The 12927-nt window shown below is 50.2% G+C and carries 12 protein-coding genes; 3 read left to right on the top strand and 9 right to left on the bottom strand.

The annotated features are described in order from the left end of the window. Positions 1-23: 23 nt before the first annotated feature. The 9 genes from PJI16_14350 to purH all read right to left on the bottom strand — a co-directional run bounded on the left by PJI16_14350 (position 24) and on the right by purH (position 9339). Positions 24-386 carry a VOC family protein gene (locus tag PJI16_14350; protein ID MDT3778743.1) on the bottom strand — a complete coding sequence of 121 codons (363 nt, stop codon included), beginning with the start codon at positions 384-386 and terminating at the stop codon, positions 24-26. A gap of 89 nt (positions 387-475) precedes the next feature. Then, on the bottom strand, positions 476-1600 hold the full coding sequence (locus tag PJI16_14345) for a hypothetical protein (GenBank protein MDT3778742.1): 1125 nt from the start codon (positions 1598-1600) through the stop codon (positions 476-478). A 315-nt stretch (positions 1601-1915) separates the two neighbouring features. Further along, positions 1916-2569, bottom strand: coding sequence for a hypothetical protein (locus tag PJI16_14340; GenBank protein ID MDT3778741.1), 654 nt, complete (start codon positions 2567-2569; stop codon positions 1916-1918). 400 nt (positions 2570-2969) lie between these two features. Further along, positions 2970-4022, bottom strand: coding sequence for an SH3 domain-containing protein (locus tag PJI16_14335; GenBank protein MDT3778740.1), 1053 nt, complete (start codon positions 4020-4022; stop codon positions 2970-2972). Positions 4023-4782: 760 nt separating this feature from the next. Then, positions 4783-5196 carry a putative toxin-antitoxin system toxin component, PIN family gene (locus tag PJI16_14330; GenBank protein ID MDT3778739.1) on the bottom strand — a complete coding sequence of 138 codons (414 nt, stop codon included), beginning with the start codon at positions 5194-5196 and terminating at the stop codon, positions 4783-4785. After that, on the bottom strand, positions 5193-5456 hold the full coding sequence (locus tag PJI16_14325; protein ID MDT3778738.1) for an AbrB/MazE/SpoVT family DNA-binding domain-containing protein: 264 nt from the start codon (positions 5454-5456) through the stop codon (positions 5193-5195). The genes PJI16_14330 and PJI16_14325 overlap by 4 nt, the downstream gene beginning before the upstream one ends. Before the next feature lie 197 nt (positions 5457-5653). Then, positions 5654-6301 (bottom strand): L-threonylcarbamoyladenylate synthase, encoded by a 648-nt coding sequence (locus tag PJI16_14320; GenBank protein MDT3778737.1) that lies wholly within the window; start codon positions 6299-6301, stop codon positions 5654-5656. Positions 6302-6318: 17 nt separating this feature from the next. Further along, complete coding sequence (gene purD, locus PJI16_14315; protein ID MDT3778736.1) at positions 6319-7593, bottom strand: phosphoribosylamine--glycine ligase; 1275 nt, start codon at positions 7591-7593, stop codon at positions 6319-6321. A gap of 189 nt (positions 7594-7782) precedes the next feature. Then, entirely contained in the window at positions 7783-9339 is a 1557-nt protein-coding gene (gene purH / locus PJI16_14310; protein MDT3778735.1) for a bifunctional phosphoribosylaminoimidazolecarboxamide formyltransferase/IMP cyclohydrolase, read from the bottom strand. 557 nt (positions 9340-9896) lie between these two features. Between purH and PJI16_14305 the strand changes: the two genes are divergently transcribed. From PJI16_14305 to PJI16_14295, 3 genes are all read left to right on the top strand, one after another. After that, complete coding sequence (locus PJI16_14305) at positions 9897-10538, top strand: hypothetical protein (GenBank protein ID MDT3778734.1); 642 nt, start codon at positions 9897-9899, stop codon at positions 10536-10538. 481 nt (positions 10539-11019) lie between these two features. Then, positions 11020-11799, top strand: a complete 780-nt coding sequence (locus tag PJI16_14300; protein ID MDT3778733.1) for an ankyrin repeat domain-containing protein — start codon at positions 11020-11022, stop codon at positions 11797-11799. A gap of 195 nt (positions 11800-11994) precedes the next feature. After that, on the top strand, positions 11995-12873 hold the full coding sequence (locus PJI16_14295; GenBank protein MDT3778732.1) for an EamA family transporter: 879 nt from the start codon (positions 11995-11997) through the stop codon (positions 12871-12873). Positions 12874-12927 lie beyond the last annotated feature (54 nt).

The following is a 12927-nucleotide window of genomic DNA, read 5'->3' as shown; positions in this document are numbered from 1 at the left end:
ACTTAAACCATAATCCAAATTCGTTAGGTCTTTCGTCTATGGATACCAAGCTTGTTCCCGTCGGGGTCCAGAACAATTGCTGCCCTGCAATGAGGAAGGTCAAAAGGCTCAAGGGCAAACTGCACGTTGTGATGTCTGAGATGTTCTATCGTCTTGTCAAAATCGTCCACTTCCAGCACAAGCTGAGGACCATCGCCCGAGGGCTTCAGGAATGGTTCTTTGCCGATGGCCAGCGTGTGAGGACCGATCTCATACTCGACCCAGAATCCGTCGGCCAGATCCATGGAAGTCGCGCTGGTGAGCCCGAGAACGCCCTCATAAAAGGCACGGGACCGCGCCAGATCCGAGGCTGGATATACGATAAAAGCAAATTCGACAATCTTCATTGGCGGTGTCCAATCGGATGCTAACCAGCCAGCCCCGAACTTGCGGCCTTAGCGCCACGGAGCCTTAACCAGTCTGGTACAGCGCCTGGTTAGCCCATATGTCTAGTGGTTTTTATTTCACCAATAATATTAGAAGAGTCAATTACCATCATTTCCGGAACAATTGGAGATTTTTCTGCCGCTTTTTCAGATAATTTTGCAAGATTACCAAGAGCTGCACTCGCATAGTCCAGCCCATCAATCATTGGAATGTCCCCTTTGGCAGCCTCGACAAAAACATTGAATTGTTTTTCAAAATCTTCAAAATGGCTACCTGTTGAGCGTGAGCTTGAAATTTCATCAGGGTTTTCTGGAATTGGACAACAGATGATAGGCATGCTCCCACCACCAATAATTTTAAGTTCATTACATACTGAAAATAATTTTCTTTCTGCTTGGACAAGTGGAGCAGAATGCACGACCATATCTCTGTAATTGCCAAGTAACGTTAACCAGCCACCATTGCTGGTTGCATAAATGAGTTCTCGTGTAAAACCGTCAGGTTCGGTGATTTTATTTAACACCTTTTTTTTGAAGGCACCCATAGCAGTAATTCTGAGGTTACCCAACTCAACCGTGCCGTTGTAAATAAAATCCGCCATGAATTCAGATAAATAATCCCTCAGTATGCAGGCATCGACTAAAAATGACTGAATAGATAAATAAGATAACCAAGAAAAACCATCCTCATATTTTTGACCGACCTTAAAGCTCTTTAATTGAATTTGTGCGATAAGTTGATTGCAGTATGCTTCTGAAATTTCCCTGAGCCTCCAATCACACACTCTTAATTGGTATCCAATTCGACTTGCAATGTCCCATAATTTCCCATTTTTTTGTTTAAATGCTGCATGGCCAATATTCCTCCACTTTTGAGCGACCTCTTCCGTGGGCCATGAAGTATGACTTGTTCGGTGATATGACCTCCAATTAGGAGGTACACTTCCTTTTGCTTCCAAAAAATGTGAATAGAAATCAACACCAATAACGCCGAACCCTAATGATTCCAGGCTGTGGAAAATGGCACCATATTGATTTATTTGAAATTGCGCTTGTTTTCCCCCAAGTGTATGTGGATCAAATTGAACTTTTGGGTCTTGATTATTTATTGCCCTACACCCTCCCACCAGATGAACTATCCTGGAAGCTGGCCATTTATTGTCTTTTTGTTCCATGTTTTTTTGGGCTAATAGAGTCCGCAATTGAGTGGTGGGGCGGAGGCCCGTCGATTCGAGCCGCGCGTTCGGCTGCCGAAGGCGGCGGGTACGCACGGCCAGACGAGGTCTCTGTTCAGCCGACCGCTCATCAATTTCAATCTATCCCACATCGAGTAGCCACAGCCCCTTCAACTTTGTCAGCACCCCGTCCGCCGCCTGCGGTCGGCTGAACGCAATTAGTGTAAGCTGCGGGCCACACCAGCGGAACACCAACTGAACTGCGATACGAGTTCTCACCAGCAGCTCCGCGACAGAACAATCCGCCCGTCAGCTTCACACCTCCGTTATGCCGCCGACTGAACGCCCGCGCTCCAAGTGCTTCTGGAGCTCGCGGTCCTGGGCCGTGGTTATGAAAGAATCAATGTTTCGTCGGAAGTACTCGTCGTTTCTAGCCCAAGAAGACGCGATCTGCCGCACGGTTGGATACCGACCACCGCTGATCTCCGGGACTGTTGGCGTGGCGAGCAGGTAATCGTAATCGAGCGTGCCGCCACTTTCCACGATGTCCGGCCACGATACGCGAACACAGCCGTCACGAGTGATGATGGATCCTTCAGACTTCAGATGGATACGTCGAAGGTCGTGATCATCCCGAATTTGCCCATAGACTCGGCCCCACCACTTCTGAATGTCGCGGCGCATTGGGCTGTGTGGATTGACAATGATGCCCACGGTAAACCAGTCATTAGACAGTTGACTATAGGTCGCGCGATTTGTCTCTGCCCGCGCAAGCTCCGAGGCTTCGACCCTCAATTCCTCCTCCCCATCCGTTGGTGTTCGAAACGGGACCGCCCACGCTGTGCCGAGACGCCGCCGAGGTCGCGCGCAGGAACGCGCGAAAACCATGGTGTACGACGGACTATCGGTGTTTTTTGCAGACAGTCGGCCATACCGTATTGGAGCATGAATACGCTGCTTTCGCTCCATATCTAGACGGCTCCGCCACTTTGACCGGATGTCATCTTCACGCCAAAGGAGCGAGCCGATGATTAGTACGCCGCCCTGGAGTGGGCGATGGTCAGTAGGAGAACTGGACATTTTCGGACCTACGAGGCGGCATAACAGAGTGCGCGGCTGAGAGGCGGGCCGATGGCTCGTCGATTCGAGCCGCGCGTTCGGTTGCCGCAGGGGGGCTGGAACGCACGGCCAGACACGACTCTGTTCAGCCGACCGCTCATCAATTCCCCTCTATTTCACGTCGAGCAGCCACGGCCCCCGTCAACTCCGTCAGCACCCCGTCCGCCGCCTGCGGTCGGCTGAACGCCGCGCTCTGCGGCAAATTTAGAGCCCAGCGTAAAATTTATCCGAAAGCAGCGCTTAGTTAGATTCATCTGAAATACGCTGTGTAACGTCTAAAAATCCATCCTTGCTCAAGTTCACCATCAATTTCGACTTCAACGAGTAGCCAAGACCGATTGGATTTATCTATAACTTCGACCAAAGTTCCAACTGGCAGAGTCGTGATAATTTCAGATTTCATGCTGGAATTGTCTCTAAAGTTCAATGCATTAGCTGTTGTGATACGAAACGCTTTTAACGCAGACCGATCGAATTTTCTGTTGGTCTCTCTAACAAAAGCTCTCGCCTCACCAGGCGTGGTTACTCTAACAGTTTCTATTTTAGCTTTAACCGCATTTGTCATTACGTATGCCGACAAACAGCTTAATAAAACCGGCAAAAAATAGGTGTGATACAGGTAAAGTAAGATACTTTTTGTTTTTTCTGGTAGCGCATTAAAGTCAGTTACGGACGATATTTCTTCTCTTATTTCAGCATCTATTTCTATAAGAGAGTCGTCAATCGCTTCTGAATACGCCATATCTATCACAAACGCTAAAGATGCCTGTTCAGGGAACGGAGAATTTATCAAGCGAGAAAGAGCTTTAAATGACTCCAGATTGCTGAGCTGTGACAACTTTTCAAAAGCTTTCGATTGCTTTAGCGCAATAGAAGCTAGCTGGCTGGTTTCAGCGAGACACTTGAGTTGCTTTGTCGTCTCAGATTGCTGGAATGCAATAGCAGATAATCTAGTTGATTCCGCAACAGCTCTGAAAGATTTCATTGCTTCTGATTCTTGCAATGCGAGTGCAGCAAAGCGACTTGATTCTGTCATCTCTTTGATTAACCTCATGGCATCTGACTCGCGGAACGCGAGCGACGCCAGTTTGCTGCTTTCTGCAACCATCCGAGCAGTCTTCATTAGGTCCGATTCACAAAATGCTAAAGAAGCCAGCCTGGCAGATTCACCTAGTGTTTTGATGGAGCGTAAAGCTTCAGACTCTCGTAACGCTAAAATAGCAAGATCCGTCTGCTTTTGGAGTCTCTTAATTGATTCTAACCATGGAGGATTAAACAGCTTTTCAAGTTCTTTATTCATCATTTATATTTTCTCTTCCCTCTTCGGCACGCAAGAATCTAACTAGTGAGTATATTGGTCTGTAAAGCTCGCTCGCTTATGCATTTTATCCGGGCAAGTCCAAATCCATTTGACTGCGATTCCTTCATGTTTCTCATACCTTAGAACCAACCCACATTCCGTTTTTGAAGACAAAAGGCTGCAAGTCCCGTCCGTCTTCCCTGCTTTCCGCATCAAGAAAGATGATGAAACCATCCGCCAGCCTCCAAACGAATCATGCAGAATTTTTAGCTCCTCGTTCTTAGTATGAGCGTTTCTAAAAGTACCACTTATAGCCCGACGCCTGCCGTCTGGCCCTAGAGATGGACGCTCTCATCCGCTGGCGGGCCTTGTTTGAGCGGAGCGAGTTGGTCCGCCCTCTTCAGCCTTGCGTCCATCCCCTTTCAATGAGGCCAGACGGGGCGTCACTGGTTTTGGGACCTTTTGCCGAAACAAAAGGGCCTCGCCAGCCGGGGCGAGTCCCGGCAACATAGAACATTACGTTGACACAAGAGTTGGTGAGCAAAATACGATGCGTTCACCTGCCAGCCTTTTTTAATGGAAGAGGCTAAAATGAATTCCCGAAACACATTTTAAATCTGTAAGGCCGGAACCATATTAGAACCGCTGGTATTCCAGACGAATCCTTGCTCAACTCACGAATTATGTCAAATAGTCAAACACTTCAACAGGACAGGCCCCTGCCAAGAGACTTAGTTGGAAAAGGAGGTCAACAACCAATTGGTTATTTCTTTTGTGGCAGGTATTGATCCACGAATACTCTGGGTGTCACGACCGAAATCCCCTTGTATCCCGATATCTTCAGGAGGGCCTTATCACCACTGCAAATAAATTTTGACCGGCCTGCCAGAGCACAAGCCATAAATTTATCATCATCAGGATCGGAGCACACACGTTCATCCAAGGGGGGTGCATGAACGACGATGGCATGGGAGATCAGAAGCTCGAGAAACGGAGTAAGGTCAACTTCTGTGTATTTCTCGGACAGCTCAACTCCAACTCGTCGGTATTCGTCAAGAATTTCAGCAGAGACGACAATTTCAATTTGGCCAACTCTCCAAGATTTCAGAATATCAAAAGGCGGTCCAGCGAAAAACACACCAGAAATAAAGACATTGGTGTCAAGGACGAGCCTCATGAAGTGGTTCTGACTTTGGCAATGGCCTTCCCAATGTCCGAACGCTTCAACCTGGCGTCCCTCGCCTGCCGCCTGGCCTTATCGATAAGCGAATCAAATTCATTCAAGACAGGCTTTTTGATGCTTTTCAGAATGACCGCGTCATCTTGCCCCACGACCACAAATTGATCGCCTTCTTTTAAGCCCAGTTGTTTTCGTATCTCTTCCGGAATGACGACTTGGCCCTTGGACGAAAGTTTTGTTGTGGCTATAGACGCCATGTTATCCTCCTTTTCTATAAACTTACTAGTAAGATTATATCCAATAGATCAGATACTTCAAGAGGTTTTCTTAAACACAACAATTTCATTTTCCTTGGTTGCCTTAGGACAACGCCCCATGCAGACAAAACAGGAGAGCAGATGGTGAAGGGGACCAATCTCATTCATTCAATGATGTTTGAGAATTTCTCAGAAACCTACCAGGAAAGAGATTTTCCTTTGCAGGCAAGGACTTCTTGAAGTTTCAGGCGGGAAATAGCCCCTTCACGAAGGATACGAGCCTCTGGCAAAACCTGGAGTACGGTAGAGGGTTGACCACCGGGCGTAGGGCCACCATCAACAATCACATCAACCATTGCCCCTAATTGTTCCATTACATCTCCCACGGATTCTGCCGGCGGCTGCCCGCTTCGATTGGCGCTAGTGCCGGTAAGCGGCCCGATGTGCGTCATGAGTTCGCAGACTCGTGGATCATTCGGCTGCCGGATACCAATGGTTCCCTGGCCGCCGGTCAGAATGGGAGACAAAGTTGAACGAGCCTGAAAGATCAAGGTGAGCAAACCGGGCCAGAACTCTTTCATAAGTGTTCGAGCGACATCGGGAATCACTTCCGTCAGCCAGTCCAGTTGCGATGGGTCACCCACTAACACCGGAAAGGGTTTGTGGTTGCGTTCGCCTTTGATATCCATCAGCCGCTCTAATGCCATCTCATTGAAGGGACTCACCGCGAGCGCGTAAAAGCTGTCGGTCGGCAGAGCCACGACTCCGCCATCCTGAAGACATTGCGCAACCTGATGAATCAGTTGAGGCGATGGTGGGGAATTGAGTTGGAGAACGGTGGCCACAGGAGGGGCCTCTTAAATCAGGATGGAACCTGCAGCACGCGGTGGCCAATGTCCGAACGAAAGTACCGGCCTTTAAACTGAATCGAGGCGAGGGCCTGATTGGCATGATCTCTGGCTCCCGCCAGGGTTGAATCAAGCCCGGTCACCCCTAAGACCCGCCCCCCATTCGTGACAATCTTTTCATTGGCATGAGTGGTCCCGGCATGAAACACCATGACGGACTTCGACTCTTTTTCCGGCAGGCCGGTGATCGGGAGACCCGTTTGATAGGACCCTGGATATCCGCCGGAGGTCAATACTACACACACGGCCGCCTGATCATGCCACTCTACCTGCAGTTGGTCCAAACGATGTTCGACCACGGCTTCAAGCACATCAAGCAAATCCGTTTTTAAGAGTGGCAACACGACCTGCGTTTCAGGATCACCAAAGCGGGCGTTAAATTCCAGCACATACGGGTTCCCATCCTTCACCATAATCCCCGCGTACAACACGCCGTAAAATGGACTCCCCACCCGGGACAACCCTGTGACCGCCGGACACAACACCTCATCAAGAATCCGCTGCCGGAGTTCCGGTGTTCCCAACGGGGCCGGTGCATAGGCCCCCATCCCTCCGGTATTGAGACCGGTGTCCCCCTCACCGATTCGCTTATGATCCTGAGCAGGCAGCATCGGAATAACGGTACGACCATCGGCAAAGGCCATGACCGTGAGTTCTTCTCCATCAAGAAATTCTTCCAGCACCACCCGGGCGCCGGCCTTTCCAAAGCGCTGCTCTTCCAGCATGCTGCAAACTGCCTCACGGGCCTCGGCCCTGGTCGCACAGATGATGACCCCTTTGCCTTGCGCCAGACCATCTGCTTTCACGACGACCGGGAGCGGACAGGATTCCAGATAGGTTAACGCCGGCTCCAGTTTGTCAAACGTGTGGGAAGATGGGGTGGGGATTTTTTCCCGCACCATGAGTTCTTTGGCAAACGATTTACTGGATTCAATGAGGGCCGCATTGCGGGTGGGACCAAAAATCCGCATATGGGATTTTCGGAATTCGTCGACGATACCTAGGGAGAGCGGCAGTTCCGGTCCAACCAGCGTCAGATTAATTTCGTGGGTTTGTGCGAAGTGCTTGAGGCCTTCAGGGTCGTCCACCTGAAGTGGCACACATTCGGCTACCTGTGCGATCCCCGCATTGCCGGGGGCACAAAAGAGTTTGGTCACGCGAGGGGATTGCGCAAGCTTCCACGCGAGTGCATGTTCTCGTCCACCGTTGCCTATGATGAATACGTTCATCGGAACACGGATTGCTTTCCCTTCCCGCTCCATCCCGAGGATGGGGGAATGCGCCAACATGGCCTGTGCCCTATCCTACTACTGATGACCCGAAGCCCGGTTCCAACTCTCCGATCCGAAAACACACCCGGCATCACGCTGAACAACCGCAATCCAGGAAGACTGAAAAAAAAATCGGATGGAGTTCGGTTAATGACGAAAGTGACGCATACCCGTCATAATCATGACCATCTTATGCTCATCCACGGCCTGGATGATCTCCTTATCCCGGATAGACCCTCCCGGTTGAATCACGGCGGTAATGCCTGCGTCTGCGGCAGCATCAATGCCATCACGAAATGGGAAAAAGGCATCCGAAGCCATCACGCACCCTTTGATGGGAAGCTTCGCTTTCATTTGCGCCAGTTTCACTGAATCTACCCGGCTCATTTGACCGGCGCCTATCCCGACGGTTTGGGTCTGCGTGGCAAAGACAATGGCATTGGACTTGACGTGTTTGCAGACTTTCCAGGCAAAATCGCAGGCTTGATACTCGTAGTCGGTCGGCTGACGTTCACTCGGCATGGATAAGTCTCCCATCTCACGCAACGATCCCAGATCCCGATCCTGAACCAAGATCCCGCCCACAATTTTTTTCATATCTAACGCATCCCGTTGAGCACCCTCCAACGCCCCCACCGCTAACAGCCGCAAATCCTTTTTCCGTTGAAGTTCCGCCAAGGCCTCATCCGAAAATGCCGGCGCAATCAATACTTCCACAAACGTCGAGGTGATTTCTTTGGCCATGGCCAGATCGACATTTCGATTACAGGCAATGACCCCGCCAAATGCCGAGACCGGATCTGTCTCTCGCGCCCGGACATAGGCCTCGACCGGCATATCCCCGATCGCGACCCCGCAGGGATTATTATGTTTGACGATGACCACCGCGGTTTCATCAAATTCCTTCACAAGTTCCAACGCCGCATTGGCATCCAGGTAATTATTATAGGACATGGCTTTGCCATGAAGCTGTTGAGCCTGAGAAAGGGAGGCTTCTTGGGTCTGCCGATCACGATAGACCGCACCGGCCTGATGCGGATTCTCCCCGTACCGCAAATCTTCGACCTTTTCATACGACAGGCATAATAACGAGGGAAATTTTTGCCCTGCGGTATCGGCTAACTTGGAGGTGAGATAATTGGCGATCAGGCTGTCATACCTGGCGGTATGGTCAAAGACTTTTTTGGCTAACTCCCGTCGCAATCCTAAGGAGACGGTCCCGGACTGCAAGGCCTCCAACACCCGCTCATAATCCTGTGGATCGACCACCACCAGCACATCCTCATGATTCTTGGCCGCCGACCGGAGCATGGACGGTCCCCCGATATCAATATTTTCAATGGCTTCTTCAAATGTACAACCAGGCTTCGTAATGGTCGCTTCAAACGGATAGAGATTCACAACCACGACATCGATGGGCTCGATCCCCTGTTCTTGCATCTGCCGCACATGCGCATCGACCGAACGCCGCCCTAATAACCCACCATGAATTTTGGGGTGTAACGTTTTCACCCGCCCGTTCAGGATTTCAGGAAACCCGGTGTAATCTGCCACCTCGGTCACGGCCACTCCCGCGTCCCTGAGCATCTTGGCGGTTCCACCTGTCGACAAAATATCTGCATCAAGTGCCGCCAGCCCCTTGGCCATTTTCTCTACACCAGTTTTATCGGATACGCTGATGAGCGCCTTCCCCAATCTTGCCATGTGTTCTCCTGCCACTCGTCTCTGTTGATGGGTAAAAAAACGGAAGGTCAGCTTAGCAAATGACCTCGGGAACTTCAACGAATTCTGAAGTTCTTGCTACCAGCACCTATTCCCGCTCGTTCCCTTATGCAACCCCGTCGACGCCCTACTTTTCGGACATTCAAGTTTTGTGGTTCACCACCCTCATCTTCCAAACACAACTCGTATGAGTAACCGTGTAAGTTTCCATCAACAAATTATTTCCTGATCCCCCCATAAAGCAAACATCCGACTCTGCCGAAATAATACATTGGGAGCCAGGTCGAAATAATGCCAAATACAACATCTTGAACAACCCCTCTCGGCTTGGTTTCCGTAACCAAAATTTCTATTCACATGGTAAGCGAAAGAAGAGCAATCAGTATCAGGGCATTGCTGCATATTCTGCTCGGTTCACGCCCTTGGAGGTTAACTCAGGTCTTAAGATGACAACAAAAATTCCCCCACATCCCCGATTCATATGCCGTTTTGCACTTTCCATAACACCGTAGGGCCCCTTACAGTCATAGGATTCATTGATGGATTTCACCCTGATATTCGTGGTGCTGTTTGTATCTCTAACACTCGGGGGCATTGTGCTCACCTTAAGCCTGAGTCCTCACGCGAAAAAGAAAAAAGAAGAAAACCGGATCCTCGGCACCAATTTCATTCCATCACAAATGTTCATGGGAAGCGATGGGCTTGGAGGCATTGCCGTGAACGACCAATCTCTCACCATTTGCCTATTACATTCTCCTGCAGTCCCACCACGATTGCTTCATATTTCAAGCCTGGTCGGTTCGATTTTAGTGAAAAATGGAGAAGTCCTTCAAGAAACCTTACGAACGGGCCCAAAAGCACTCATCTCATTTCAAAAACTCATGCACGTGAACGCGGAAAGACTGATAAAAAGTTGGCAAACCCCTTCTCCCACCAAAGATAACCAGCGAATCGACCTCATTGTGTGGATCCACGATGAAGACGAACCCTTCCATGTTGTCAGCTTTCTCAATATGGAAACCAAAGAAGGGGGGATTCTCTATGAAAAATCCTTGGGTACGGTATCCCATTGGCACAATGTTTTGGATGGGCTGATACATCAGGCCGATCAACATGCCCTCGTTCAGCATGAACCCGACGGGAGGGGAACGGAAAGTCCTATTAGCGTCGGTTGCAGATGAATTGGAAAAAGCAAATGACTTAGTCGACAAGTAACTCATGACTTCACAAGAATTCATCATCCGGAAAGAAAAACTTTTCTCCGGCAAGACCTAACCTCTTTTTTCTCTCCGCCCCAGGCATTTCCTCACACATTCCGAAACGATACTCCGGGTTATTTTTCCAAAAATTCGGCCATGTTTTCTTTTTTCCTCTTATCAGATTTAGAGGGGGGAAAGGGGGAAAACAGTCGACGAACCCATCCCCCACTGAATCCCGGTCCAGCTATGCCCATGTATTCCAGCATAAACATGAATCGTTCGGGGTTTCGGCAAGATTGATTCCTGACGCAACCCGTGGGCCTCACCAAATAGGACGCCGACCCTCCCCTTCATATGGGGAATGGTGGAGGCCACCAATTTTGACGTTCCCTACATTTTTATACTCAGTGAGCCCGGTTCTTATTCCATACGCTCTGACCTCCAAAACAAGGAACGCTTTCTCATGCGCCAATCACGTGGACTGATCATCGTCAAATATGTGGGGATTATCATTGGAATTCTTCTGTCCTATGCATTTGCTTCAGAGTGGAATAGCCCTCCCCCGCAACCTGACCTTATTCAAGCCATCCAAGACCGGGACGTGACCTTAACACACCGGTTAATAGACCAAGGATCGGATGTGAATCAGCGCACGCCACAAGGAGCCACACCTCTCCATTTCGCGGCAAGGTCCGGACAATTTACGATTGCCCAACTCCTGTTACAAAACGGGGCAGACCCCGGGGCTATTTATCAATCCGAATGGACCCCACTGCATTTCGCCGCGAAAGGGGGTCATGTGGATATCGCCAACCTTCTCCTTCAACACGGTGCCCTTATTGAAGGCCTTAAAGGGAATATCACACCCCTCCACATCGCCGTCCAGGAACACCACCGACGCATGGCGTCATATCTCCTCGCTCAAGGCGCCACCGTTCAAACGTCTTTCAAAGAAGGCTGGACTGCGCTGCACGTCGCAGCCCAGGCCGGAGATACCGACATGACTCGCCTACTTCTGGATTCCGGGGCCCCTATCGATGCCACCAATACCATTGGCCTGACGCCGCTCCATTCTGCCGTCCTCTCCGGACAACGGGAGCTGACCCACTATCTGTTGTCTCGTGGAGCCACCTGCTCTCTTCCCTCACAACCACTCCAAAGTTCCTCGTCTGCCAATTTCAGTCGACTGTATGCGGCTCTTCAGGAAGTCCTCCACCACTGCCCTAACCATCTGGCCTCCTAAGTTTTCCCCGTCAAGTCCTTACGGCCGCCCTTTCCGATTCGTCTCCACATCTTCTTAAGAACATTAGGTGAATCCACTGGTGGCATCCAGGTATTCCTTGTAAGATCCTGGGAATGCGTCCCTGCCAAAGTATATTCGGAAAAAATTAGTGATCTATTCTTTCACCTGGAGATTCTCTGTATTGGGGATCAAAACATGAGCTGGATGTCTCTTGCCCTGTTGGCTGCGCTCGGAGAATCCCTGAAAGACCTATTGAGTAAGCAGGGACTACGATCCGTCTCACCTCAACTGGCCGCCTTAGCTGCTTGTGCCACTCCCATTCCATTGTTACTCGGTATGTTGCTGTTCACGGATTCAATTCCTCCACTGGGTCCTCAATATATTCCCGCCCTCCTGTTGGGCGGGACCTTGAATATCCTGGCCATGTTCCAATTCATGAGGGCCTTACAAAGCTCCGATCTTTCCTTGGCCATTCCCTTCGTTTCCTTAACCCCCCTTTTTTTATTACTCACCTCACCTCTCCTGGTGGGAGAGATGCCAACGACCCAGGATATTGCGGGCATTGCCTGTATTGTGGCTGGAGCATATGTCCTACACATTCAGTCGGTGCACCGAGGTTTATTGGGTCCTTTGGTCGCCATCTTCCAACAACCGGGCCCCAGACGCATGCTGGCGGTGGCCTTCATCTATAGTCTCACATCCAACTTCGACAAGATCGGCGTACAAAATTCCTCTCCTCTCTTTTGGAGTCTTTCCCTTACCAGTGTGATGACATTGGGATTTATATTAGGACTCCGTTTCCTGCCACGACCTAACCATGGCATGCCTCATTCGCGCACCGTCGGAATCCTTATACTCATCGGCCTGTTTCAAGGCATCGGTCTTCTCCTCCATAATACCGCGCTCAACCTTGGTCCTGTTCCCTCCGTGATCGCCGTCAAGCGCTCCAGCATGCTCTTTGCGGTGATATGGGGCATTCTCTTTTTGAGGGAAAGATATGTTGGGCAGCGGTTGGTCGGTGCTGTGCTGATGATGATCGGGGTGGGAGTATTAGGATTGGGACAAGCCGCGTAACCCTTTCATGCCCATGAATAGCCCAAAAGGCCTGGCATGAAAAGGACAACCGAT

Origin of the sequence: Nitrospira sp. MA-1 (assembly GCA_032139905.1) — a bacterium.
In the GTDB taxonomy this organism is placed as follows: domain Bacteria; phylum Nitrospirota; class Nitrospiria; order Nitrospirales; family UBA8639; genus Nitrospira_E.
Note: the sequence above shows the minus strand (reverse complement) of the source record. Positions and strands in the feature narration are given on the sequence as shown.

Coding starts and splice junctions, on each gene's coding strand:
- PJI16_14335 (MDT3778740.1), bottom strand. CDS start 4,022: ATGATGAATAAAGAACTTGAAAAGCTGTTTAATCCTCCATGGTTAGAA.
- purD (MDT3778736.1), bottom strand. CDS start 7,593: ATGAACGTATTCATCATAGGCAACGGTGGACGAGAACATGCACTCGCG.
- PJI16_14340 (MDT3778741.1), bottom strand. CDS start 2,569: ATGGAGCGAAAGCAGCGTATTCATGCTCCAATACGGTATGGCCGACTG.
- PJI16_14295 (MDT3778732.1), top strand. CDS start 11,995: ATGAGCTGGATGTCTCTTGCCCTGTTGGCTGCGCTCGGAGAATCCCTG.
- PJI16_14350 (MDT3778743.1), bottom strand. CDS start 386: ATGAAGATTGTCGAATTTGCTTTTATCGTATATCCAGCCTCGGATCTG.
- PJI16_14345 (MDT3778742.1), bottom strand. CDS start 1,600: ATGGAACAAAAAGACAATAAATGGCCAGCTTCCAGGATAGTTCATCTG.
- PJI16_14330 (MDT3778739.1), bottom strand. CDS start 5,196: ATGAGGCTCGTCCTTGACACCAATGTCTTTATTTCTGGTGTGTTTTTC.
- purH (MDT3778735.1), bottom strand. CDS start 9,339: ATGGCAAGATTGGGGAAGGCGCTCATCAGCGTATCCGATAAAACTGGT.
- PJI16_14325 (MDT3778738.1), bottom strand. CDS start 5,456: ATGGCGTCTATAGCCACAACAAAACTTTCGTCCAAGGGCCAAGTCGTC.
- PJI16_14300 (MDT3778733.1), top strand. CDS start 11,020: ATGCGCCAATCACGTGGACTGATCATCGTCAAATATGTGGGGATTATC.
- PJI16_14305 (MDT3778734.1), top strand. CDS start 9,897: ATGGATTTCACCCTGATATTCGTGGTGCTGTTTGTATCTCTAACACTC.